Raw genomic sequence first — 23767 nt, forward strand, 5'->3', positions numbered from 1 at the left:
GGTTGCGGGCGGTCCCGGCTTCACTCCGGCTTCGCCGGCACTCGCTGCGCTCGCACCACCTCCGCCTGCGCTCGCCGAACCACCCGTGTTGGTTGCGGGCGGTCCCGGCTTCACTCCGGCTACGCCGGCACTCGCTGCGCTCGCACCACCTCCGCCTGCGCTCGCCGAACCGCCCGTGTTGGTTGCGGGCGGTCCCGGCTTCACTCCGGCTTCGCCGGCACTCGCTGCGCTCGCACCACCTCCGCCTGCGCTCGCCGAACCGCCCGTGTAGTTGAATCGGGGTGTGCTGAGCCTCCAGGAGATCTCCGACCGGCTGGAAATCCAGCAACTTCTGATCGACTATTCGACCGCTATCGACGGCCGCAACTTCGACGCCCTCGACGCCGTCTTCACCCCCGACGCCTATATCGACTACCGCGAATCCGGCGGGGTTGACGGACAGTTCCCGCAGGTCAAGGCCTGGCTGGCGGAGGTGCTGCCGAACTTCCCGGCCTACTCGCACATGCTGGGCAACGTCGACATCCGGCTGTCCGGCGACACCGCCACCGCCCGCACCATCTGCTTCAACCCGATGGTGCTCAACGCGGAGACCAAGCAGCTGCTGTTCGTCGGGCTCTGGTACGAAGACGCACTGATCCGCACCGCCGAGGGCTGGCGGATGACGCGTCGCGTCGAGGTGAAGTGCTTCGACAAGCTGCTGTGACCGAGGTCGTGCTCTCGGCGATTTCCGGCCGGGGTGCCCACTCTGGCAGAATGAGCAGCCGTCTGCCCCCGGCCACGGCCGCGCGGTGGTCACACACGTGAGGCAAAACCGGATCCGGGCACTCGGCCCGGCATCGCCGAATTGCAGCGTGGCAATTTTCTAGGAGAAGTTTCGTACATGGCTGTCAAGATCAAGCTCACCCGGCTCGGCAAGATCCGCAATCCCCAGTACCGCATCATCGTCGCCGACTCCCGCACCCGTCGCGATGGCCGCGCCATCGAAGTGATCGGCCGGTACCACCCGAAGGAAGAGCCCAGCCTGATCGAGGTGGACTCCGAGCGCGCCCAGTACTGGCTCGGTGTCGGTGCGCAGCCGACCGAGCCCGTCCTCGCGCTGCTGAAGATCACCGGTGACTGGCAGAAGCACAAGGGCCTGCCGGGCGCCGAGGGCACCCTGAAGGTCAAGCCCGCCAAGCCGTCCAAGCTGGAGCTGTTCCAGGCCGCGCTGGCCGAGGCCGACGGCGCCCCCTCGGGTGCGGCCGTCACGCTGAAGAAGAAGTCCAAGAAGGCCGAAGCCGAGGAGGCCCCGGCCGCCGCCGAGGCCCCGGCTGAGGAAGCCGCAGAGCAGTGAGCACCGTCGTCGTTGACGCCGTCGAGCATCTGGTTCGCGGCATCGTCGACAACCCCGACGATGTGCGGGTCGACCTGGTGACCAACCGGCGCGGCCGCACCGTCGAGGTGCACGTTCACCCCGATGACCTGGGCAAGGTCATCGGCCGCGGCGGCCGCACCGCGACCGCGCTGCGGACCCTGGTCGCCGGGATCGGCGGCCGGGGCATCCGCGTCGACGTCGTGGACACCGACCGGTAGCAGCGATGGAGCTCGTCGTCGGGCGGGTCGCCAAGGCGCACGGTGTCACCGGCGAACTCGTCGTCGACGTCCGCACCGACGATCCCGACCTGCGGTTCACTGCGGGGAAAACACTGCGGGCCAAAGGGTTCCGCGGTGCCCCTGATCGGGATATGACGATCGAATCGGTTCGCCCGCACGCCGGCCGGCTATTGATACGGCTGGCCGGCGTCGCCGACCGCGACGGCGCCGACGCCCTGCGCGGCACCCTGTTCGTGGTCGATTCGGCCGAGCTGCCGCCGATCGCCGACCCCGACGAGTACTACGACCACCAGCTCGAAGGGTTGGCGGTGCGCACGGTCGACGGCGCCGACGTCGGGCGCGTCGCCGAGGTTCTGCACACCGCTGCCGGTGAGCTGTTGAGCGTGAAAACTCCTGACGGAGCCGAGATTTTGATTCCGTTCGTCACCGCCATCGTCCCGACGGTGTCGCTGGCCGACGGCGTGGTGCAGATCGACCCACCCGACGGCCTGCTGACTCTGGCCGACGGCTCCTCCGAGCCGGACTGATCCTCGCCGTGCGGATCGACGTCGTCACCATCTTCCCGGACTACCTCGCGCCATTGCGACAGTCCCTGCCGGGCAAGGCGATTGCCACCGGCATCGTCGACCTGCGCGTGCATGATCTACGCGAGTGGACGCACGACGTGCACCGCTCGGTGGACGACTCGCCCTACGGCGGTGGCCCCGGAATGGTGATGAAGGCCCCGGTCTGGGGTGAGGCCCTCGACGAAATCTGCACCGAGGAAACACTTCTGGTAATCCCGACACCGGCCGGGCGGCTGTTCGACCAGGAGACCGCGCACCGGTGGAGCGCCGAGTCGCATCTGGTTTTCGCCTGCGGCCGCTACGAGGGCATCGACCAACGGGTCGCCGACGACGCCGCCCGGCGGATGCGAGTCGAAGAGGTGTCCATCGGCGACTACGTGCTGGCCGGGGGAGAGTCGGCGACGCTGGTCATGGTCGAGGCCGTCGTGAGGCTCCTGCCCGAGGTCCTCGGTAACCCCGAATCCCATCGCGACGACTCGCACTCGGCGCACGTCGGTGGTCTGCTGGAGGGCCCCAGCTACACCCGGCCGCCGAGCTGGCGCGACCTCGACGTGCCACCGGTACTGCTGTCCGGGGACCACGCCAAGGTCGCGGACTGGCGCGCCGAGCAGCGACGGGAACGGACCCGGCAGCGCCGTCCGGACCTGCTGGACTGAGCTGGCGCTCGCGTCTCAGCCGATGCTGTGCCCTCTGGCACGGCTGGCCTCGCTCGCTGGCGCTCGCTCGTCAGCCGATGCGGCCGCCGGGGAACATGGTCTTCACCACGTCGGTGATGGTCTGGCGGGCGGCGGCGTCGTCGGTGGGCTGCAGCGAATACACCACCATGACGTAGCGCCGCTGGGCGCCGATGACACCGGTGGACAGGTGCATCCAGTCCGCGCCGATGCAGCACATCCAGCCCTGCTTGACCGCCACCGGCTCGGCGTAGAGGCCGTCGGGGATGCCGAACCGCTGGGGATAGCCGTCCACACCGACCGGAGTGGACTGGGCCAGCGCGTCGATGATGATGTTGCTGCGCTCCGGCGGCAGGCCGCCCGTCCCGTTCAGCAGCATGTCGTAGTAGCGGACCAGGTCCGGACCCGAGGTGATGGTGTTCCACCACCGGCCGTTGCCCGGACCGGTCGTCGAGCCCAGCCCGTAGCGGGCGGCCACCCGCGGAATGATCGCGTTGCCGCCTCCGCGGCTCCAGAAGTCCTCGGCGACGTTGTCGTCGGAGGACCGCAGCATCGTCTGCAGTCGGCCGCGGTCCTCGGCGGACAGGTTCGGCTCGCGGTAGAGCAGGTCGTCGGCGATGAACAGCTTGGCCACCGACGCGGTCGCCAGCCCGCGGGCCGGTCCGCCGGAGACCTGCTGGCCGGTGTTGCGGTCCAGGACCAGCACCGAAACGCTGGCACCCTTGTCCGCCGCATCGGCCACCGCCTGGTTGGTGCGGGCGCCCAGCCCGTCGAACGAGGCTGTCGCCGGCGCTTCCGGGACGTCGAACTCCGGCGCCAGGGGGGTCACGATCTCCGCGCCGTGCGACGGCGGCGACCCGTAGACCCGGGCTTCACACCCGGCGGCCAACGCCGAGGCCAGGACCAGCAGTGACGTTCCCGCCACCCGCTTGGTAACCAGGTACGACCGGCGGCGCATCGCTGATGTCCTTCCCACGGAGGCGGAGTCTGTTCGTCGGTGCCGGCCCGATAACGGAATGGCCGCGCCGTTGCAACAGACTAGACGGCCGGGGCTACTGCCGCGAAGTTCCGCGCCCATCGCGGTGTCGTCTCCCGGCGATTTCACTCCACGGTGCGGTATCTGGCACAATTGAGCAGTTGTCTGCGCAAGCCGTGCGCGTCGAGACGACCCCGAATGCCCATCGGCTCGGTAACCGGTACGCCCACCTCGGCGAACTCGGCTGCCCACGGCCGCGACCGCAAGGATTGAATCACCGATGAACACGCTGGACTTCGTCGACCAGGCGTCGCTGCGCGACGACATCCCGGCCTTCGCGCCCGGCGACACCGTGAACGTGCACGTCAAGGTGATCGAGGGCAGCAAGGAACGTATCCAGGTGTTCAAGGGTGCGGTCATCCGCCGGCAGGGTGGCGGGGTCAGCGAGACCTTCACCGTCCGCAAGGAGAGCTACGGCGTCGGCGTCGAGCGCACCTTCCCGGTGCATTCGCCCAACGTCGACCACATCGAGGTCGTCACCCGCGGTGACGTCCGCCGCGCCAAGCTGTACTACCTGCGCGAACTGCGCGGCAAGAAGGCCAAGATCAAGGAGAAGCGCTGAAAGCGCTCGGTGAGCACCGACACATTGCTGACCGAACCACTCGCTGACCGAACCCTGAGCCTGTGACCGACGCGTCCGATCCGGCCGAGGCCGGCGAACACCCGGAACAGGCCGACGTCGACGAGCCGAAGGCAGACGCCGCCCCGGAGGCCGAACCGGCTGCCGATGAGGCCGCGGAACCGGAGAAGAAGAAGTCGACGGCACGCGAGCTTGCCGTTCTGACGGTGCTCGCCCTCGCGGCCTACTACATCGTGCTGACCTTCGTCGCGCGGCCGTATCTGATCCCGTCGGAATCCATGGAACCGACCCTGCACGGCTGCCAGGGCTGCACCGGGGACCGGATCGTCGTGGACAAGGTGAGCTACCGCTTCACCTCCCCGCACCCCGGCGATGTCGTCGTGTTCAAGGGCCCGCCGTCCTGGAACTACGGCTACAAGTCGATCCGCTCCGAGAACGCCGCCGTGCGGATGCTGCAGAACACGCTGTCGGTCATCGGGTTCGTCCCGCCCGATGAGAACGACCTGGTCAAGCGGGTTATCGCGGTCGCCGGACAAACCGTCCAGTGCCGCACCAACACCGGCCTGACGGTCGACGGCAAACGGCTCCACGAGCCGTACCTGGACCCGGCGACGCTGGGCCGCGACCCGGCGACCGACCCCTGCCTGGGTCCGGAGTTCGGGCCGGTCACCGTGCCCGAGGGCAAAATTTGGGTGATGGGCGACAACCGCACCCACTCTGCCGACTCGCGGGCGCACTGCGAGAACAGCCCCGACTTCCTGCAGACCCGGATCTACTGCACCGGCAACCCCGATCACGGCACCGTTCCGGTGGCCAATGTGATCGGCAAGGCCCGGTTCATCGCCTGGCCGCCCGGCCGCTGGGGTGGTGTCATCACGGTCAACCCGCAGCAGGGTGACTAGGTGCCGGCCTGGCCGCCGCGCACCGTCATCCGCCGCTCGACGGGCCTGCGGACCCTCGAATCGGCGCTGTACCGCAGTGGGCTGGGCCCCGTCGCGGGCGTCGACGAGGTCGGCCGCGGCGCGTGCGCCGGACCGCTGGTGGTGGCCGCCTGTGTGCTCGGCGCCGACCGCCGGGAATGCCTGGCCGCGCTCGATGACTCCAAGAGGCTCACCGAACGGCAGCGGGAGCGGCTGTTCCCGCTGATCCGTCGGCACGCCCTGGCCTATCACGTGGTGTTCATCGAGGCCGACGAGGTGGACCGGCTCGGGGTGCACGTCGCCAACATCGAGGGGATGCGCCGCGCGGTGGCCGGCCTGGCGTTGCGGCCCGGTTACGTGCTGTCCGACGGCTTCCGGGTGCCCGGGTTGGCGGTGCCGTCGCTGCCGGTGATCGGTGGTGACGCCGCTGCTGCGTGCATCGCGGCGGCCAGTGTGCTGGCCAAGGTGAGCCGGGACCGGCTGATGGTCGCCATGGATGCTCAACACCCCGGCTACGGGTTCGCCGAACACAAGGGTTACGCCACCGCCACCCACACCGCGGCGCTGGAGAGCCTCGGGCCGTGCCCCGAGCACCGGTTCTCCTACCGCAACGTGGCCGGGGCTGCGCAGCGTCGGGGCGTTCGGGCGCGCCCTGACGTCGCGCAGGCCGGTGGATGAGGGACAATGATTGGTCACCGGAGGAGAAAAATCGTCGATGAGCACCCGAAAGCCGAGCCATGAGCGCTGAGGATCTCGAAAAGTACGAAACCGAGATGGAGCTCTCGCTGTACCGCGAGTACAAGGACATCGTCGGACAGTTCAGCTACGTCATCGAGACCGAGCGCCGGTTCTACCTGGCAAACAGTGTCGAACTGATCCCGCGCAACTCCGACGGCGAGGTCTACTTCGAGCTGCGCCTGGCCGACGCCTGGGTGTGGGATATGTACCGCCCGGCGCGCTTCGTCAAGCAGGTACGGGTGATCACCTTCAAGGACGTCAACATCGAAGAGGTCGACAAGCCCGAGCTCAGGCTGCCGGAGTAGTCACCCGCTAGATGCGGGTGACGCGGCGCACCGTGATGCCCTCGGTACCGCAGCGCCGGCAGTCCACCGATCGGACTTTCATGCGCGCGGTCGCGCGGCTCAGGGCGCGCCGGCAGAACGAGTAGTGGCAACCGCACGACAGCGTGACCCAGTAGGCGGCGGCGTGTTCCTGGTGACTGCAGGCGCCCTTGCAGACGCATGGGATCTCGGGGTCGAATTCCAGGGAGGACAAGCAGCTTTCGAGGTCCGCGGTGGCGATCGTCACATGGCTCAGGGTAAAGCTGAGGTTGAGGGTAATGCGGGAGGCGCGCCCGGATATTCCGATCAAAAGATCGTGCGTTGTTTGCCCTGCGGGTCCTGGCCCTGGGGGAAGTTGCGCAGCAACGCATCCTGGGCGAAGGAGGCGACCAGTCGACCGTCGGCGGTGAAGATGTTGCCACGCCCGTGGGTACGCCCGCCGCCGCTGGTGATCGTCTCCAGATCCAGCAGCAGCCACTCGCGGGCGTCCAGGTCGCCGTGGAAGCTCAGCGTCTGGGTCAAGACCGCCGTCGATACCGTCTTGTGCGCCATGGCCTGTCCCAGATTCGGGTGCGGCCGCATGGCGGTCGCGATGGACCAGCCGTCGGTGGTGTGTGCGACGAGCGCGCGGTGCAGCCCGGGGTCATCGGCGGGCGCATCGGGAAAGCGCACCCACAGTTGCAAATTCGCCGGTCCGGTCAGCGCCGGGTCGCGGACGTCGACGTCACCGACGATGATCGTCTCCGGGGCGGTCAGTGGATGCGCTTGAGCGACGGCGGGATCGGGTGCGTCGACGTCGGGCATCTCGATCTGGTAGAACACCAGATCCGGCTCCTCGGCGTCTAACAGCACCAGCATGCGGGCACACGTGCGTCCGTCCTGCACGAAACTGACGGTCACACTGCCGATGTTGCGCCCCTCGTGCATGGTCACGACGCGGATGTCGGCCGGTTCGTCCGCCCGCACGCCGCGCGCGAACAGCGTCTGCACGGTGTGCACGCGCTTGTCCGGCATCTGGTGTGACGCGGCGACGATGCCCTGGCCGAGCAACTGTCCGCCGAAGACCACACCCCGGCCGTCACTGAAATAGGGCGCCCGCCAACTGCCGTCGGGCTGCGACCGCAACGTCAGCGCGTTGATCAGGTCGTTGTGCAGTGACGAAGCGGTGGTCATCGTCGCATTGTTGCATTCCGACGCACTATGTCCGGGCGTACCGAATACTGACGGCCGCCGACCGCGTGCGATTGTCGATGGATTCGGGTGTGTGCATAACCCCCGCGGTTCCGGACGAAAAGCACTGTCGCTGAACCGTGCCTGCCGGTCGGTGCGTCCACAGTGGGGCCATGAGCCCACCGCAGCGACTCACCCGGGCCGAGATCGGCGCCTTCGGTGAACAACTGGCCGTCGACTACCTGCTGGAGTGCGGGTTGGACATCCTGGACCGCAACTGGCGATGCCGCTGGGGCGAAATCGACGTCATCGCACAGGAATACGACGGCTGTACCGGCTCGGCCACCGTCGTCTTCGTGGAGGTGAAGACCCGGACCGGCGACGGATTCGGGGGAGTGGAACAGGCCGTCACCGACGCGAAGATGCGCAGGCTGCGCCGGCTGGCCGGCGTCTGGCTGGGCGGGCAACAGGCAGGCTGGTCGGCCATCCGGCTCGATGTCATCGGGATCCGCATGCGTCGTGGTCGGGAGCCGGAGCTGTCCCACATCAGGGCGGTGGGGTGATGACACTCGGGCGCGCCTACTCGGTGGCCATCAGCGGGCTGCGGGGACACATCGTCGAGGTCGAGGCCGACGTGGCGTCCGGGCTGCCGGGCGTGCACATCGTCGGGCTGCCGGATACGGCCGTGCAGGAATCCCGCGACCGGGTGCGCGCCGCCATCACCAATAGTGAACGGGACTGGCCGATGAAACGGCTGACCTGGTCGCTGTCTCCGGCCACCCTGCGCAAGGTCGGCAGCGCCTACGATCTCGCCCTGGCCGCATCGACACTCGCTGCCACCGGCAAACGCCCGTGGGCCCGCCTGCAGGACACGGTGCTGCTGGGGGAACTCGCCCTCGACGGGCGGGTGCGCGGAGTCCGCGGGGTGCTGCCGGCGGTGCTGGCCGCCGCGCGGGAGGGCCGCCACACCGCGGTCGTGGCCGCCGACAACCTCGCCGAGGCCAGCCTGGTCGACGGGATTGAGGTACTCGGAGTGCACACCCTGTGCCAACTGATCGACTGGCTCAACGGGAAGGCTGTGCTGGAAGAGCGGCGGGAACGGGCCATTGGAACCGCCGAGCCGATTCCCGATCTCGCCGACGTCATCGGCCAGACCCAGGCCCGCTACGCCCTGGAGCTGGCTGCCGCCGGCGCCCACCACCTGCTGTTTACCGGCCCGCCCGGAGTGGGGAAAACCATGCTGGCCCAACGACTCCCGGGTCTGCTACCGGTGCTCTCGGACACCGAGGCGCTGGAGGTCACCGCCATCCACTCGGTGGCTGGAATGCTGGCCGAGGACACCCCGCTGATCACCACCCCGCCGTTCGTGGCCCCGCACCACACCGCGTCGGTGGCCGCCCTCGTCGGCGGTGGGGCGGGCCTGGCCCGCCCGGGTGCGGTCAGCCGGGCGCATCGCGGCGTGCTGTTCCTCGACATTACCGAACATGTCCGGATGTGTACGGGACGTGTGCGTGTCATGGCACTTTGTGGGCCGAGTCGAGGCTTAACCAAACATGTCCTCGAGGACGTGTACTGTCTGCTGATTCAACACGGAGGAAGGTGGCAGAGAACTTGAGTGGTCGGCCAGTTTTGGACGGCTTGCGGGTCCAGAAGGTCGTTTTCAGCACTGGTCAAATGGCGTTCACCATCGTCGAGCCGGATGGGCATGTGCACGAGGCGGCCGATCGCTATCTGAAGACGTTCACCGTCGGTACAGCCAGGACTTATGCGTACATGCTGGTCGATCACCTGCGATGGCTCAGAAGGGAAGGCCTGACTATTGAAACCGTCAGCGCTGCTCACCTTTCGCGCTATATGGCTGCGCTCGGCGCTAAGTTTCGTGGGCCCTACGGCACCCCGTGGCGGGCCGGCAAGAAGCCGTACTCGCAGAGCGCCCTTGTTACGGCTGCGTCTTGTCTCAAGGGCTTCTATGTGCATCTCGGGTCGCGTGGAACTCGTCGCGACCTCGCGACGGAACTGAACCAAACGCGACTGCCAACAAAGTTGGACAGGCGAAGAAAATTTCTGGGGCATACCGTCTCCGGCGTAAGTGGAAATCCGCTTTCACCATCCCGAAGTGTCCGCCGTCATCCGAAGCTTCCCCCTCAACACGCCCGTGAAACCCTGGTTGCCGCAGCGCTGACTGCCCGCGATCGCATGGCGATCACCTGGCTTGCTGATGGCGGGTTTCGAGTGGGGGAGCTTTGCGGCCTTCACTTGGTGGATCTACATCTCCGCGCGAATGCTGTTTGCGGTCAATGCAAATCCAGACATGTCCATATCTGCCACAGGGAACTCAACCCCAATGGGAGTCGTGTCAAGACCAAGGTTGATTGGACTCTCAGTGATGGGGTCGTAATCGGTGGGGCAATTCGCAGAGTCAGCCCCGCGATGGTCCACTCGTACTTCGAATACATGACGACCGAATACCCGCCGAACGCGGACCACGGCATGCTCTTCGTGCAGTTGCACGGCGCACAAAGTGGCGGACCATGGGCCGCCTCCGCGCTTCGCGGAATGCTTGCGCGGACGAGTCATCGAGCTGGTATCGGCCTCGTTAAGCCGCACGCTTTGCGGCATCAATTCGCTACAGACGTTCTGAGTGCAGCTGGGGGTAACGCGCTTATCGCACGAGATGCGGGCGGCTGGGCTTCGGCCTCAACGGTTGAGGAAATCTATGGCCACGTCGATGTCGACGACCCAGTTTTTTCTAGCGCCTTGGAGCGCGTATGGCGGGAGAATGAACGTTGAAGATACTGGCGATTCTTGCCGAAGACTACGGAAGTCGTGTCCACCAGGACAGACTGGAATTGCTCTTAGCTCTCATCGCGTCCCCTACTTTTGACCCGCTATTCCGAGACGAGGTTATCTTCATTCCGCCCGATCACTATGTTTTTCCTTGGGCGTGCAACGTCCCAAATTGTGAGCGGCCGCGGTCTGATAGCACCGATAGGCTCTGCTCCAATCATCACGAGGACTGGTTGGTCGCGGCGGCTGCGAAGCAGTCCATGCTCGATTTCCTAGCTGGCGCGGAACCACTATCCACGGCGTATGGAGCGAACTCGAAGTACTGCCGTATCTGTAAAGATCGGGCTGCCTTTCATAGCAACACCCTGCTGTGCAAGCGGCATCATCGCCGTTGGTACATCGAGGAAAAACGATATGGCACTGGGGGATTCGAGGAGTGGTTGAGCAGGCAGGAGCCCCTTCCTGGATACGGCACCTGCTTGTGCCTTGTTTGCTACGATCCGGCAGCAAGCCCCCTCGGGCTCTGCCACGGGCACGCGGATCGCTACTCCGCAGCCGGCAAACCTGGAGGGGTGGAACTCCCTTGGCAGTGGGCGAGGAACCTGGAACCTCAGGGACTTCCTGTGAGCGTCCATGCGGAGAATCCACGCGATTTCAAGGATTGGTGCGCGAAGCAGTCGCCATTACAACGAGTTGGCGTCCTCAATCTGCTTGGTCTTCAGCCTGTTCTCTCGGCAGAGATCAGGTGGGGTCTGTATGCGCACACACTGGACACCGACCCCATGTGCTGGCAGGCGTATGAGATCCAACGTCTCATTAATCACTGTCGCGAGCGGGGATACGGATCGCTGTTCGACCTTGAGGCCGAGCTGAGCCATCGCAAGACCGTGAACGCTCGCGTCGCCATGGTCGCCAGAGAGATCATCGACAGGCTCCGACCGGTTTACTTCAGCCCCTCGGATACAAGAGACGCCGGCTTCATTGAGACGGATCATTTTGGTCACCGCTTCCCAACGGCGGCAAGCTATTTCGATCTATCGGGTGTGCAGCAGCCTTGGCTACGCGATTTGCTCTGGGACCACCTCGCCGAGCTCCTTCGTTCCCCCAATCCGCCGAGAAGCCGCGGTCCCTTCGACAGCTTCCGTAGAGCCGCCGTTGAACTAAGCGCGTTTTTGGACCTCAATGCACCCCAAGGGGGCAAGCTCCCACCTCTGCTAACAACAGAACATGCACAAGGATTCGTTGCCGACCAGCGGCGAAGGGAGAAGAACAAGATGGCTTCCCTGGGTGTGAAGCGTCCGGACAAGAGGCCGTCGATTGTCACTGGCACGACCCGACGTATCGTGTTCAACCATATTCGGAAGCTTCTCTACAGCGCTTTGGAGTCCGGACGGGCAGATGAGATTCAGCTGCCGAGAGATTTCATTACGGCGTTTCCCTACGGTGGAAGCGATAGTAGGGCCTCCCGCAATCCCTATAGCGATGACGTCGCAAGGGTGTTGGCCGACGAGGCGAACCTAACCGCGTTCGCCGCCAAATTCGATCCATACGACCGGGGTCTTCGTGACGTCTGGGAAGTGATTTTGGCAACCGGGCGCCGATGCAGCGAGGTTCTTTCCCTGCGACTCGATTGTGTCGGCCGCTACGGCAGCCTTCCAATGCTCTGGCACGACCAGACGAAGGTGGGGAACCTCAACGCGGGCATAAGGATCCCGGAGCGCATCTACGCGTTAATCGTTGCCCGCCAGGAAAAGACGCTAGTGCGGTTCGAAAGTCGGCAGGGCCGCCGGCCAACCGCGGCGGAACGTCGGGATATCGCGTTGTTTCCCTCGCGTGTCCGAAACCGAAGCGAGCAGCGGGCGATTTCCTACGGGTTCTTCAGCAGAAGCTTCAGCCAGTGGGTTCAGGAGATGGACCTACCGCCTTCCGTCCCCCATCAAGCCCGCCATACCCTCGCGACAAACCTCCTGAGGGCTGGCGCAACGCTGACGCATATCCGTCGATACCTAGGGCAAGTCAGTGATCGCATGGCCGAGCATTACGTGACGATTACAGACTCCGACCTCGAAGGAGTTCTGCAGACACTATGGGTCGCAGGTCCATCCGCATCTGAGCCTGGACGGCTGCTTTCAACGCCGCAAGAGCCGCTGAATCGCGAAGAAGCTCGTAATCTGGCGATTGACCTGTCCAGACGCAGTGCGCCCGCGGACGGTGGCTTCTGCACCTTTCAGCCGGTCGTAAAGGGCTCAGCCTGCCCTTGGAACCTCAACTGTCATGGTTGCGACAAGTTCGTCATGTCCGGCGCGGACCTGGTCTACTGGCGTCGCAAGCAGGAACAGTGGCGCTCCATTGCCGAACGTGCGCCCGATGACGTAACGGCTGACTATCTTCACAAGGTGTTCGAGCCGACTGCGCGAGCGATCGCCGGACTAGAACGCGCGCTCTCAAGTGTTGGACTGCTGGAAGAGGCTCTCACGCTTGACCTCCGGCGTCCTCAGGACTACTTCAACAGGGTTTGGAACACAGCTTTCTCGGTTGCGGATCTTGGCGAGCTTGCAGACGCGGGCTCACCGGCATGACAAGGAATCAGCCGAGGGAGGAGGCGCGGCGGACCGACGCTGCGAATCAGACACGTCGGGAGAACGTCTCGGCGATGCTCGAAAGGCTTGCAAAGGCGATGCGCCAACTGGACGAACGCGGCGAGGGTCTCACGGCCGCGGAAGTAGCTCGTCGGGCACGGGTCTCTCGTACCTTTCTTTACCAGAATGCGGACGCGCGAACGATGCTTTCGGACTTCAGGGTGAAGGCGGCGCAATCTAGTGCGCTTGCTGCGGAACGGAATGCAAGCCGGAGAGAAGCGATCTGGCGTGAGAGAGCTCTCAACGCGGAGGACAGCTTAAGTGAGGCGCGAGGTGAAATAACACTGCAGCGCAGAACAATTGGCTCACTGCTTGGGAAGATTGAAGAGCTTGAGTCTGCTTTGCCAGAGGAGAGCGCCAAACGGTTGCTGGGCGAAAACGAATCACTAGCACTTCAGGTCCGGGAAATAAAGCAAGATCTTCGCAATACCGAAGAGAGATTGGCGGCAGCGCGGGCCAATAACAGGTCGCTAGATGAAAGGATCGCGGAACTCGAAGTCACGGTCCTGACTAGAGATGGAGTTAAGGGGGATTAGTTAGTTCATGAATGCTGTTGCGAGATCCGACGTGCTCCGTGTCTGGTGGGAAATCCCTTTTTCGCGGAATCTGGCGATCTGGGCGCAATCCTGGAAGTGGGCACGACGCGGTGACGCTGCGCAAGCTTGCGCTTCCTACTCGCCACCGCGCCAGCGGAGGGCGCGTAGCCACCCCACAGCCGCAACCGTGTTCTCATGGCAATAAGAGCGTCCTTAAAGCGGTTCATCACCCTCGAATGCTCGGCAGACTCGCTGCGGATCGTCGTAGAGTTTCCGTCGAGCGGGATCGCCATATCGGGGTAGGTGTTCCCGACTTGACGTCGGTGTGATCTGGGACGTGATTGTGATGCGCTGGTGCTCGCGCTGATTGCTCTGCCCTGTCACCGTCGATCTGTGGGCGCCAGGGATGTGACGAGGACCGATAGCCGGCTCGCTGCGCGGTGCGCGGCGGTGGCTTCTTTCGGTGCGGCCGTCATCCACTTTGCGGTGACACCGATGCATTGGCGGGATTGGTTGCCCTCCGGGGTTTTCTTCGCGGCATTGGCGACGTTCCAACTGGTTTGGGCTTTTTTCGCGTGGTCGCGGCCGGGGGCTTTGGTGCTGTCGGCCGGGATTGTGGCCAATGTCGGGACGGCTGGTTTGTGGGTGATGGCGTGCGTTAGCGGACCGCCTTTTGGGCCGGCGGCCGGTGAGCCCGAGGCTGTGGGGGCCGCGGGGATCTGTGTGCTGCTGCTGCAGTGCTATGTCGTCATGGGTTCGGCGTGGGCGTGGTCGCGGAAGTATCAGGCTGACGAGGTCTCGGGTTTGGGTAGGTCAGTGGTTTTGATGGGTGCGAGCACGATCATGGCGGGAGCTGTGACGGTTGGCTTGGCGGCAAGCCTGCAGGGTCATGGTCATCATCACCACGGAGCTGCTGTGGAGGCGCAGGGTGGGCACCACGCCACTCCCGAGGCGAACATGGAGGGTCACCAGCATCCCTTGGAGGCGCAGGTTCCCGATGCCGATGGCGTGAGGACACCGCCACTGCCGTTGCAGCAGGACGGCCAGGGGCTGCCGGTGACGGATATGTCACTCGACATGGATGCCGATCAGGGCCATTCGGCTCCGGCCGATTCGCCGGTGGTGGCGCCGGGGGCGAAAACGGCACCGCCGGAATCGGAGTCGCCGGAGTCGGATTCAGGTGGCGAGACTGACGGTCACCAACACCATCACGACGACTGAGGCTGCCGCAGCGGTGAGTTAGTGGTGCCCGCTGTGCGGGTTGGGCGGGCTTTCCTGTGGGGCGGCGGTGGTGTGTGCTGGGATGTCGAGAGTGGTTGTGGCGGCAGCTGCGGGCGCCGGTGGGCGGGGTGAGTAGCTGATGCCGTTGGGTGCGGCGGCGACCGGGATGGTTGCCGACACCGACAGGCTTGTCAGGTCGATGGCGGAGACGGTGTTGTCGTAGCTGTTGGTGACCCACGCGAAGTGTCCGGTGGTGTCGATCGCGACGCCGTGTGGGCCGGATCCGGTGGGCACGGTTGACCGGGTGGTCATCGCGGCGGTGTCGATGACCGACAGGGTGCGGCCCGGCTTGTCGCGGCTGCCTTGGTCGGCGGACACGATGGTCTTCTCGTCGGGGGTCAGATACAGCTGGACGGCAGGGGTGGGCACGGCCGCGGCTTCGAGCACTTTGCGTTGGGACAGATCGACTTTCACCACTCTGGGCGGATCGGTGATCCCGGTGTAGGCGTATCGGCCGTCGGCGCTCACGGCGACCTGTACGGGGGATGTGCCCACCGGCACTGCGCCGACGGCGCGGTCGGTGGCCGGGTCGATCAGGTCCAGGGCGCCGGCCGTCATGTTCGCCACCACGATCACTGAACCTCCGGAAGCCGGCCGCATCCCGTGCGGCATCCCGCCGAGGGTGATCTCGCCGGCCGGGATCAGGCCCTGCCCCTGATACACCGACACAGTGCCGTCCCCGGCGTTGGTGACGTAGACCTTGCCGTTGGGTGCCTCGATGACGTGGGCGGGGTGGGATCCGGTCGGGGCCGTGGCGGTGACCCGGTAGGTCATCGGGTCGATGGCGACCACCATGTCGGCGCCGCTGGTTGCGTACACCACTGCGCCGTCACGAACGGCCTGAACGTTGTGGGGGGCGTTGATGCCGGTCATGGTCATGGCTATCGAGTGGGTGGCCGCGTCGATGACACTGAGGCTGTCGGCGCCTTCGTCGGCGACCCAAACCGAACCGGTCGCGGCGGCCGCTGGCGGTGCGGAGGGGGCGGCGTTTTGGCGTCCCGAACAGGCGCCCAGGCTCAAGCAGGCCACGCTCAGCGTCGCGGCGGTGAGGAATCGTGCGGTGGCCATGGCGGCCCCCTTGCCTGTGTGGTGCTTCCTAGGGTGTCAACGCTAGTGGCCGTGGTCGAAGACGACCAGGGTGTGGGCGAGTGCCCCGTCGACGAAATAGGCGCGGCAGTCGAAATGGTCCTCGATCGTGGAGCCGACTTCGCTGGGCGCGTGGGTCACGCCGGAGACGTTGAGCACGGTGATGCGCGAGGCGTCGATACCGGTGAGCGGTTCGCTGGCGTTGAGCGAGGAGAAGTCCCGGCCGTCGGTGTCGAGGGTGCTCGCCTCGGTGCGAAGCTCCGTGATGGTGGCTGCGGCGGGGGAGACCAGTCGCTGCAGCACGTCGGACTGGCATCGCTGCTGGGCCAGCTCTGCGGCGGTGGGGGCGTGTTCGCCCGGTCCTGCCGGTCGCAGCGCACCGGTGCCCACGGCGATCGCGGCGGCCCCCGCCCCGGCACCGACCAGCCCGGCGGTCCACCAGAGTCGGCGGCGCCCGCCGTGCTGATCACCGTGGTGGTTGCTCATCGGCTCCCGGGTCCGTCCGGTGTGCTCGCCGCGTTGTTGCCCGCAGGTGGCGGCGGGCTGGGGGTGGCTGTGCCGCCGGCGAGCCACTGCGGCCACGGCACGCTCCAATCCCCGTTCTGCCACAGTTCCAGCGGAGCTCCGCCGGTGTCGCGGACCTCGACGACGTCGCCGGGCTGGGAGAAATCGTAGAACCAGCGGGCATTGTCGGCGCTGAGGTTCAAACAGCCGTGGGAGACGTTGGTGTTGCCCTGCGCCCACACGGTGTCTTCGAGTTCATGCAGGTAGATACCGTCGGTGCTGATGCGGGTCGCCCAGTTGATCGTTTCCTTGTAGCCCAGCCGGGAGTTGATCGGCAGCCCGTAGGTCGAGGAGTCCATGACGACCGGGTTGGCCTTGTCCATCACGGTGTAGACGCCGGGCTGGGTCCAGAAGCTGATGGTGCGCCCGCCGATGGTTTCACTGCCGCCCATGCCCATCGAGGTGGGCATGGTGCGCACCAGCTTTCCGTTGCTGAACACGCTGACCTGCTTGGTGATGTCGTTGGCGATCGAGACGTGGGCGTCGCCGATGCGGAAGCTGACCGCGGTGTCGGCCTGCCCGTAGAGGCCGTCGCCGAGGGGAACGCCGTAGATGTTGGCTGCCACCGACACGGTGGTTCCCGGCGTGTAGTAGTGGCGGGGCCGCCAGTGCGCGGTGGCGTCGTCGAGCCACGTCCAGGCGCCCTCGACCGGCGGGTCGGTAGTGACCCGCAGGGTGCGCTGGGCGGCGGCGCGGTCGGGGACGGGTTCGTCGAACCGGGCGACCACAACGGTTCCGATGCCGTAGGTGCCGCCGTCGACCAAATTCTGGTTGCCGGTGGTGGTCAGCCGCACCGCGGCCTGATTGCCCGGGATCAGGGTGGTGAAACTCGACACCAGAGCCCGGGTCGTCTGGTCTTCACCGCGGCCGGTGGCGGTCACGGTGTAGGTGCGGCCGTACCCCAACGGCACGGTCGGTTTCCACACCGTGTTGTCCGGGGTCACCACCGCGTCGATGGGCTTGCCGGCGTCGTTGACCATCCTCACGCTCAGCAGGGTCCCGGCGGTCGCGGTGACGGTGACCGGTGCGAGCGGATCGACGTGCTGCGCATTCGGTGCAAGGCTCATCGACAGCGTGACCGGAGCCGGTGGCACCACGGCGCGGTGGGAGTCGGGGGCCGACTCGGCGTGACGGGCACACAGCAGCGGCGGGCAGCTCAACGCGCTGGGCATCGCGACCACTACGGCGAGCAGGACCGCCAGGTGCACGATCAGTAGCGCACGCCGCCGCAGATGCCTGGGTCCGGTTATCGCGGTAGTTCGGCCGGTGTGCAACTGCGCTCATCCTCCGAAGAGTAGGTACAACCCGGTCAGGGTGTAGGCGACCATCACCAGCATCATGGCGAGTTGTCCGGTCAGTTGGTGGCCCACCGGTATCACCCGCAGCGCCTGATCGTGGGCGGCGAGGACACCCACGACGTGGCCGGCCACCACGCAGGCGACCTTGATGGTCCACAGCAGCGTCGGGTTCAGCGACAGCACATAGACCACGTCGCCGGAATCGAGCCCGAACAGCTGCCAGCCTGCGCCCAAGGGGTCGGCCAGACGGACCACCGTCTCCTGGCCGCGCTCGACCAGGTAGGACAGGTAGTGGGCGAAGATGTAGCCCACGACGATCGGAATGAGGCAGTGCGCCAGCCGGCCGGGCAACTCGCGGCGCTGCTCGCGGGTGACGCCGCCGGTCGCGCGGGCCGCGGCCGAAAACGTCACGCCCACAACGGCGACGAAGACCAGCAGGCCAACGGTCCTGATTGCGGAGCCGCCGCCGGCCTCACCGACGAGCGGTACGCCGGCGGCGTTGCGGTCGACGAAGTTGCGGAAGCCTGTGAACCCGGAGAAGCTGTCGAAGGCCGTGGAGCCGAGAAGCATCGCCATCACCGCGACGGTGCCGGGCCGCACCGGCAGGGTGGGCAGGTGATCGAGCGGGTTTCCCACCACGATGCGTCCGGTAGCGGTGTTGCGCCGCAACGGCGCCAGCCGGGACACGGTCATGCTGTACACCTCGAAGGGATCCGCGCGGGCGAACCACCGCGACCCGAACACCGCCGCGCCGGCGAACATGGCGATGGCGTAGGCGAGGATCCACAGCTTGATCGCCCCCAGTGAGCCGGGATCGGGGCTGGCCAGTTCCAGCCACACGAACGCGAACAGGCCTGCCGCCGCCGGCCAGTATCCCCAGCGTTGCGGGTATCCCCGAGGTGGATGCCCGGTCCGCTTGCCGCCCAGAAGTCCCCAGAGGGTGCGCACCGGGGAGATCACCCGCCAGACGGGCCCGAGGAGGACCGAGACGGCGACCAGACCAACCCAGAGCAGGACGTAGAACGAGCCCGGCAGGGCGTTATCGGCGTTCTGCGGTCCCCAGATTGCCGCGATGCCAACCCACACCGTGACCAGCAGCGCCGCCGCCGCGAGGATGCTGCGCACGGGGCGCGAGTCCACGGCGGTGGTCACCCAGCCCGGCAAGGCGCGCCCGGGTTTGGCCGGGTCGAACTTCGGTGTGCGCCAGGCAACCGCGACGACGGCGAAGGTCAGGATCAGTGCCCACACACCGCCGACGAGGGCATAGTTCAGGGGGATCGGCAGATCGGTGGAACCGCCCACCCCGTGGGCGAGGACGGTCTCGCCTGCCTCGCTCATCGGGGCCGGACCGTGATGGTGACGATGGTCCTGTTCAGATCGTGCAACTCCACGTCCACCTGACCGGGAACCTCGACGGTGAACTCGAAGCGCTGACCGGGACGGGCCTGTACCTCGAAGACATGTTCGGGAATCGAATGCACGTGAATGCTGTCGGATGCATCGCTGTTGACCTCGAGTGTGATCGGCTCCCCCGCAACCGCCGTTGCCTCGGCGTTGGTGGGGGTCACGGTGCCCCCGGCGATGCTCACAGGGAGGAGTGTCCCGACCTGGGGCGGGGCGCTCGGAACGCCGGCCGCGGACGTCAGCGGGGGGGCATTTCCCGACGCGGATGATTCCAGCGGGGGTGTCGCCGTCGAACCGCATCCCGAGCCGACAAGGGCGACGAGGACACCGAAGACGGCGAGTGTTGACCGGCGCATCGCGTCAGTGCACCGCGGGGTCGGGGGTCAGTGCCCGGGTGTCCGACGACGGGTCGCCGCCGGCGGGCCGGCGGGAGGCCCGGTCGATCGCGAACACCCCCAGGCCCAATCCGACGACCGAGAACCCCAGCGCGGTCCAGGCGATGACGGGCAGCAGCCCGCCGGTGGCCTGCTTCCCGATGGTCACGGTGGGGACGGGGAACTTGGGCTTGTCGCCGCCGGTGCTCTGCTCGGTCCACGCTTCACTGGAGCCGTCGGAGAAGGTCTGTGTGGTGGGCAAGGCGAAGGTGTCGGCGTCGGGCATGGGCCCTAGGTAGAGGGCGAATTCCTGGAACTGCCCTTGCGGGAAGCCGCCACCGGGGGCCGCTGTCCAGGTCACTGTGCTGACCACCTCGTTGACCGGGGTTCCGTCGTCCTTGCGCAGCGGCGGGTCGATCTTGCGCTTCTGGATGTCCAGCGTCCAGCCCGCGACCGGTTCGGCCCGCACCGTCCGCAGCGGTGTCTCCTCGGGGATGCGGACTTCGACCTTGGTGGTGGGCGGCTTACCTGCCTCGGTGGGAACCCCCAGGGTGACCACGCCGAATCCGCCCGGGCCGGTGCCATCGAGGGTGGCGTCGACGTGGGCGGCCGCCGACGGGCTGAAAATCAGGGCCACGGCCGCGCTGACCAATAGGACTCCGGCTGTGCGCCGCAAGGGTGTGAACATCGGTACCTCCGTTGTGTTGGGTGTTGGGTGTTGGGTGTGGTGCGCGGACGCTCGGCGTGCCGAGCGACTCGTTTCGGAAATTGAGAGGGTTATCCGTGGCCGACGGGTGTGCAGTCCATCGGCATGTCGCTGTTGGGTGGCGGTAGCTGGTTCAGGCCGCCCACCTGCCCCGGTCGGGTCAGGGGGTTGTCGGCGCCAGGGTCTGTCTGAACGGCGGGCGGATGAGCCATGACGCTGCATCTGGTTGTGGAGTCGTCCTCGATGAAGGGTGCACTGCCCAGCAATGACAGGGCGACGGCGGGGGCGGCGGCGATGACCGCGACAGCGCGGGTTTTGCGCCGTAGCTGTTGCAGGGCCGTGGTGAGCTTTCCGGCGATGCGGTGCGGGGGTGTGAACATGAGTTCCTCCAGTCGGTGTCGTGCGGGTTTCTGCTCGTCGGGACCCCGTTTCCGTGCGGGGCTGTTTGTCATGGGTTCGCCGTTGCCAGGTGGGCTTCCCGGAGGTGGCCGTTGCGGGCGAGGGTGTGCAGTGCGGCGGTGCAGAGCAGTCCGATGCCGGTCAGCGCCGTCCACACGAGTACTCCCAGGCTGTGCTGGTTGGCGGCTTGCATCAGCGCCCCGGTGGCGACGTTGCCGGCCAGGATGCCGACGCCGACGATGGTGCTGTAGAAGCCGTAATGGGTGCCGACCAGTCGGCCGCCGGACAGGCCCACCACGGTGTCCATTTCGAAGGGGAACACCGCGGCCGAACCGATCGCCAGCACGGCGGTGCTCAGCAGCAGCGCCGCGATCCCAGCAGGTGTCCCGAACCGGGTGTCGGGCAACAGGATCAGCGGGGTGAAGGACAGTGCCACCACGGTCATGCCGATGACCAGGGAGCGGCTGGTTCCCCAGCGCGAGGAGAACCAGCGGGTGACCCGCAGTTGTGCGGCCACAGCCACCACGCCGGACACCACGAACAGCGCGGCGATCAGCAGCGCCTGGTGCTGGGGTGCAAGGTCCGCGGCGTGCAAAGGCAGGGCCAGATAGACCTGGAAGGACAGCACGTAGGAGCCGGTCATCGCCGCGGCGAACAGCAGGAAGGAGCGGTTGGCCAGCACGGCGCGCCAGTCCTGCCAGATCGAGGTCTGGTCCTCGACCGGGTCGGGGTCGCGGCGGGGCAGCGCGAAGAGCTGGGCGATGGTCAGCAGCGCGAACACCGCGGCCGCCGCGGCGGCGGTCGCCCGGAAGTCCACGGCCATGAACGCCAGGCCGACCAGCGGCCCGGCCAGGATGCCGGCCTGGTAGAAGACGTTGAACACTGCGAACGCCTCCACGCGGCGCTCCCCGGAATCGGCGGCCAGGTAGGCGCGCACGGCCGGGTTGAACAGCGCCCCGGCGAAACCCGTTGCAGCCGAGGCGATCAGCACCATGGGTAGTGATTGGGCGAACACCAGCAGCCCGAAGCCCGCGGTGCGCAGCAGGCAGCCCGCCACGATGAGCGGTTTGCAGCCCAGCCGGTCGGCCAGGGTGCCGCCGACGATGAACATGCCCTGCTGGGAGAAGTTGCGCACCCCCAGCACCAGGCCGACCGCCCACGCCGCCAACCCCAGCGGCCCGGCCAGATAGCCGGCCAGGTAGGGCATCAGCATGTAGAAGCCGAGGTTGATGCCGAACTGGTTGATCATCAGCAACCGGCTCGGCCAGCCGAAACTGCGCCACGAAGCGACCACGCCCATCAGCGCACCGCCCGGGTCGGGTCGACCACCGTGGCGCAGCGGGTCCAGGAAGTGATGACCGTTTCGGTGGGATCGGCAACCGTCAGCGGCTCCGACGGCGGCGGCTGCTGATCCAGCAGTCCATGCTCGCGGCAGTAGTCGTCGTTGAAGACGGTGTCGAAATAGCGCTGCGGACCGTCGGGGAATATCGCGGCGATGGTGGTCCCGGCCGGGTAGGTTCGCGCCGCCCATCCGGCCACCAGGCCGACCGCGCCCACACTCCACCCGCCGGTCGCATACTGAGCCGCCGCGAGTTCCCGCGATGCCCACACCGCCTCGCCGGGGGCGACCCAGTGGACCTCGGTGAATGCCTCGTAGTCCACATTCTGGGGATAGATGCTCGATCCCAGCCCGCGCATCAACCGCGGCCCGGCCGGCTGCCCGAAAATCGTGGACCGGACCGTGTCCACCCCGATCAACTCCATGCCGGGGTTGGACTCCCGCAGCACCCGCGCCACCCCCGCCGAGTGCCCTCCGGTGCCCACCGAGCACACCAGAACGTCGACGCGGCCCAGTTGGGCCTGCAGTTCCAGGGCGAGTCCGCGGTAGGCGTCGACGTTGTCGGGGTTGTTGTACTGGTCGGGATGCCAGGCGCCGGGGTCCTCGGCAAGCAACTGTGCGACCCGATCGCATCGGGCCTGCTGCCATCCGCCGTCGGGGTGTGGCTCGCTGACCTGGTCGACCACGACGCCGTAGGCCGACAGCATCCGGGCCACGATCGGCTCCAGCCCGGTGTCGGTGACCACGGTGACCGGGTGCCCGTACACCTTGGCGGCCAGGGCCAGGCCCAAACCCAGTGTGCCGCTGCTGGACTCGATGATCCGTGACCCGGGGGCAAGGTCTCCGCGGGCGCGGGCCCGCTCCACCATGTGCAGCGCGGGGCGGTCCTTGATCCCGCCCGGATTGAAGCCTTCGAGTTTGGCCCAGAATCCTCGATCGCCACCGGTGAACGGGGTGGTGATATGCAGAATCGGGGTGTTGCCCACCGTGGCGGCAATCGTTGCGGCGGGGTCCTGGCCATGCAGCAGCCGCGGATGGGTGCGGCGCCGGTGCGGGGGGTCGAAAGGAAGAACAGAGGTCATCGGGGGATCGCTTCCATGCGAGGCCGCGATCGACAAGCGCGGCCGCTGAAGTGGACAACAGTCACCGACCGACCAACCCGCGCCGGGTGGCGGGGTCGAGCGGTCTGCGCTATCCGATCAGCGACGCGAAATGCACAGCCGGGCCAGAACGTCACGGCCCGAAGAAACCACGATCGGCCCGCGCGGGGGATCCCGCCCGACCAGGGGCGTCTCCCGGGGCAGCAATCCCCACAGCAGTGCGGCGGCGAAGAGCAGGCCCACGGCCAGCAACGCGGGGCGTAACCGGGAGGCCACGATGTCGCCGACCTCGTCTTGAGCATCAGCTGTCGCGGCGGCGCCGATATGGGCGTGGTCGGTGAAGGCAAGCTGGTCGTGGTGGCCGTCAGCGGTCACATGGTGGTCGACCTGCGGGGCAGCCGGGGAGGCCGCGCTGGCCGGTGCCGCGCTGAAGAGCGCGACGAACACCAGTCCGATCGCCGCCCAGAACCGGGCGCTGCGCAGTGTCCGTCGGGTGACCATGATGATGCCGACGGTAGCAGCGTGCGTGCCCGATCCGGCCGTCCCGAACTGCGCTTCGAGCAATCTTCGTTGAATCTTTATCAAACCCCTACCGCCCCTGCAGCGAGCGGGGAGGACGGTCGAAGTGGACCGAAGACGGCGTTCGGCGTGGAT

General features: G+C 66.7%; 27 protein-coding genes and 1 pseudogene. 15 read left to right on the forward strand and 13 right to left on the reverse strand.

The annotated features are described in order from the left end of the window. The first annotated feature begins 283 nt into the window (after nucleotides 1–283). From G6N16_RS10085 to trmD, 5 genes are all read left to right on the forward strand, one after another. Nucleotides 284–703, forward strand: coding sequence for a nuclear transport factor 2 family protein (locus tag G6N16_RS10085; RefSeq protein ID WP_083029841.1), 420 nt, complete (start codon nucleotides 284–286; stop codon nucleotides 701–703). A gap of 177 nt (nucleotides 704–880) precedes the next feature. Further along, complete coding sequence (rpsP, locus tag G6N16_RS10090; RefSeq protein ID WP_083029840.1) at nucleotides 881–1333, forward strand: 30S ribosomal protein S16; 453 nt, start codon at nucleotides 881–883, stop codon at nucleotides 1331–1333. Then, on the forward strand, nucleotides 1330–1572 hold the full coding sequence (locus G6N16_RS10095; protein ID WP_083029839.1) for an RNA-binding protein: 243 nt from the start codon (nucleotides 1330–1332) through the stop codon (nucleotides 1570–1572). The genes rpsP and G6N16_RS10095 overlap by 4 nt, the downstream gene beginning before the upstream one ends. Nucleotides 1573–1577: 5 nt before the next feature. Beyond that, nucleotides 1578–2120: a ribosome maturation factor RimM gene (rimM, locus tag G6N16_RS10100; protein WP_083029838.1), complete on the forward strand. Its 543-nt coding sequence runs from the start codon at nucleotides 1578–1580 to the stop codon at nucleotides 2118–2120. A gap of 8 nt (nucleotides 2121–2128) precedes the next feature. Beyond that, a complete protein-coding gene (gene trmD, locus G6N16_RS10105) occupies nucleotides 2129–2815 on the forward strand; it encodes a tRNA (guanosine(37)-N1)-methyltransferase TrmD (RefSeq protein ID WP_083029837.1) in 687 nt (228 codons plus the stop codon). Nucleotides 2816–2885: 70 nt separating this feature from the next. Here the strand turns inward: trmD and G6N16_RS10110 are convergent, their stop codons facing one another. Next, the gene (locus tag G6N16_RS10110; protein WP_083029836.1) at nucleotides 2886–3791 is read right to left on the reverse strand and encodes a serine hydrolase; all 906 of its coding nucleotides are present in this window, start codon (nucleotides 3789–3791) and stop codon (nucleotides 2886–2888) included. 298 nt (nucleotides 3792–4089) lie between these two features. On the opposite strand from G6N16_RS10110, the gene rplS reads away from it, so the two are divergent. The 4 genes from rplS to G6N16_RS10130 all read left to right on the forward strand — a co-directional run bounded on the left by rplS (nucleotide 4090) and on the right by G6N16_RS10130 (nucleotide 6412). Continuing rightward, entirely contained in the window at nucleotides 4090–4431 is a 342-nt protein-coding gene (rplS, locus tag G6N16_RS10115) for a 50S ribosomal protein L19 (RefSeq protein ID WP_083029835.1), read from the forward strand. A 62-nt stretch (nucleotides 4432–4493) separates the two neighbouring features. Then, nucleotides 4494–5351 carry a signal peptidase I gene (gene lepB / locus G6N16_RS10120; RefSeq protein WP_083029834.1) on the forward strand — a complete coding sequence of 286 codons (858 nt, stop codon included), beginning with the start codon at nucleotides 4494–4496 and terminating at the stop codon, nucleotides 5349–5351. Continuing rightward, nucleotides 5352–6047: a ribonuclease HII gene (locus G6N16_RS10125; protein WP_083029833.1), complete on the forward strand. Its 696-nt coding sequence runs from the start codon at nucleotides 5352–5354 to the stop codon at nucleotides 6045–6047. Between the two features lie 59 nt (nucleotides 6048–6106). Continuing rightward, nucleotides 6107–6412, forward strand: a complete 306-nt coding sequence (locus G6N16_RS10130; protein WP_083029832.1) for a DUF2469 domain-containing protein — start codon at nucleotides 6107–6109, stop codon at nucleotides 6410–6412. A 7-nt stretch (nucleotides 6413–6419) separates the two neighbouring features. On the opposite strand, the gene G6N16_RS10135 is transcribed toward G6N16_RS10130, so the two are convergent. After that, nucleotides 6420–6677 (reverse strand): hypothetical protein, encoded by a 258-nt coding sequence (locus G6N16_RS10135; protein ID WP_234805764.1) that lies wholly within the window; start codon nucleotides 6675–6677, stop codon nucleotides 6420–6422. Nucleotides 6678–6736: 59 nt separating this feature from the next. After that, the gene (locus G6N16_RS10140; protein WP_083029831.1) at nucleotides 6737–7603 is read right to left on the reverse strand and encodes an acyl-CoA thioesterase; all 867 of its coding nucleotides are present in this window, start codon (nucleotides 7601–7603) and stop codon (nucleotides 6737–6739) included. A gap of 170 nt (nucleotides 7604–7773) precedes the next feature. On the opposite strand from G6N16_RS10140, the gene G6N16_RS10145 reads away from it, so the two are divergent. The 6 genes and pseudogenes from G6N16_RS10145 to G6N16_RS10170 all read left to right on the forward strand — a co-directional run bounded on the left by G6N16_RS10145 (nucleotide 7774) and on the right by G6N16_RS10170 (nucleotide 14783). Next, on the forward strand, nucleotides 7774–8163 hold the full coding sequence (locus G6N16_RS10145) for a YraN family protein (protein WP_083029830.1): 390 nt from the start codon (nucleotides 7774–7776) through the stop codon (nucleotides 8161–8163). Further along, a pseudogene (locus G6N16_RS10150) lies at nucleotides 8163–9095 on the forward strand (YifB family Mg chelatase-like AAA ATPase); the annotation flags it as partial. The gene G6N16_RS10145 and the pseudogene G6N16_RS10150, both read left to right, overlap by 1 nt. A gap of 104 nt (nucleotides 9096–9199) precedes the next feature. Next, nucleotides 9200–10390, forward strand: a complete 1191-nt coding sequence (locus G6N16_RS10155; protein WP_234805763.1) for a tyrosine-type recombinase/integrase — start codon at nucleotides 9200–9202, stop codon at nucleotides 10388–10390. 620 nt (nucleotides 10391–11010) lie between these two features. Beyond that, nucleotides 11011–12966, forward strand: coding sequence for a tyrosine-type recombinase/integrase (locus G6N16_RS10160; protein ID WP_197913100.1), 1956 nt, complete (start codon nucleotides 11011–11013; stop codon nucleotides 12964–12966). Beyond that, nucleotides 12963–13562 (forward strand): DUF6262 family protein, encoded by a 600-nt coding sequence (locus G6N16_RS10165; RefSeq protein WP_133052896.1) that lies wholly within the window; start codon nucleotides 12963–12965, stop codon nucleotides 13560–13562. Before G6N16_RS10160 ends, G6N16_RS10165 begins: the two co-directional genes overlap by 4 nt. Nucleotides 13563–14012: 450 nt before the next feature. Further along, nucleotides 14013–14783 (forward strand): hypothetical protein, encoded by a 771-nt coding sequence (locus tag G6N16_RS10170; RefSeq protein WP_133052895.1) that lies wholly within the window; start codon nucleotides 14013–14015, stop codon nucleotides 14781–14783. A gap of 18 nt (nucleotides 14784–14801) precedes the next feature. On the opposite strand, the gene G6N16_RS10175 is transcribed toward G6N16_RS10170, so the two are convergent. The 10 genes from G6N16_RS10175 to lpqS all read right to left on the reverse strand — a co-directional run bounded on the left by G6N16_RS10175 (nucleotide 14802) and on the right by lpqS (nucleotide 23677). Then, entirely contained in the window at nucleotides 14802–15911 is a 1110-nt protein-coding gene (locus tag G6N16_RS10175) for a YVTN family beta-propeller repeat protein (protein ID WP_083029826.1), read from the reverse strand. Nucleotides 15912–15953: 42 nt separating this feature from the next. After that, nucleotides 15954–16415: a hypothetical protein gene (locus G6N16_RS10180; protein WP_083029825.1), complete on the reverse strand. Its 462-nt coding sequence runs from the start codon at nucleotides 16413–16415 to the stop codon at nucleotides 15954–15956. After that, nucleotides 16412–17665 (reverse strand): L,D-transpeptidase, encoded by a 1254-nt coding sequence (locus G6N16_RS10185; RefSeq protein ID WP_083029900.1) that lies wholly within the window; start codon nucleotides 17663–17665, stop codon nucleotides 16412–16414. Before G6N16_RS10185 ends, G6N16_RS10180 begins: the two co-directional genes overlap by 4 nt. 108 nt (nucleotides 17666–17773) lie before the next feature. Continuing rightward, on the reverse strand, nucleotides 17774–19129 hold the full coding sequence (locus G6N16_RS10190) for a hypothetical protein (RefSeq protein ID WP_083029824.1): 1356 nt from the start codon (nucleotides 19127–19129) through the stop codon (nucleotides 17774–17776). Continuing rightward, nucleotides 19126–19380 (reverse strand): hypothetical protein, encoded by a 255-nt coding sequence (locus tag G6N16_RS21785; RefSeq protein WP_234805762.1) that lies wholly within the window; start codon nucleotides 19378–19380, stop codon nucleotides 19126–19128. Before G6N16_RS21785 ends, G6N16_RS10190 begins: the two co-directional genes overlap by 4 nt. A 175-nt stretch (nucleotides 19381–19555) precedes the next feature. Next, nucleotides 19556–20257, reverse strand: coding sequence for a YcnI family copper-binding membrane protein (locus G6N16_RS10200; RefSeq protein WP_163787849.1), 702 nt, complete (start codon nucleotides 20255–20257; stop codon nucleotides 19556–19558). Nucleotides 20258–20346: 89 nt separating this feature from the next. Beyond that, nucleotides 20347–20655, reverse strand: coding sequence for a hypothetical protein (locus tag G6N16_RS10205; protein ID WP_163787850.1), 309 nt, complete (start codon nucleotides 20653–20655; stop codon nucleotides 20347–20349). A 68-nt stretch (nucleotides 20656–20723) separates the two neighbouring features. Next, complete coding sequence (locus tag G6N16_RS10210; protein WP_083029821.1) at nucleotides 20724–21974, reverse strand: MFS transporter; 1251 nt, start codon at nucleotides 21972–21974, stop codon at nucleotides 20724–20726. Beyond that, the gene (locus G6N16_RS10215; protein WP_083029820.1) at nucleotides 21974–23095 is read right to left on the reverse strand and encodes a PLP-dependent cysteine synthase family protein; all 1122 of its coding nucleotides are present in this window, start codon (nucleotides 23093–23095) and stop codon (nucleotides 21974–21976) included. The genes G6N16_RS10210 and G6N16_RS10215 overlap by 1 nt, the downstream gene beginning before the upstream one ends. 117 nt (nucleotides 23096–23212) lie before the next feature. Next, nucleotides 23213–23677, reverse strand: coding sequence for a putative copper homeostasis (lipo)protein LpqS (gene lpqS / locus G6N16_RS10220; protein ID WP_083029819.1), 465 nt, complete (start codon nucleotides 23675–23677; stop codon nucleotides 23213–23215). Nucleotides 23678–23767: the final 90 nt, after the last annotated feature.

Origin of the sequence: Mycolicibacterium insubricum, assembly GCF_010731615.1 — a bacterium.
In the GTDB taxonomy this organism is placed as follows: Bacteria; Actinomycetota; Actinomycetes; order Mycobacteriales; family Mycobacteriaceae; genus Mycobacterium; species Mycobacterium insubricum.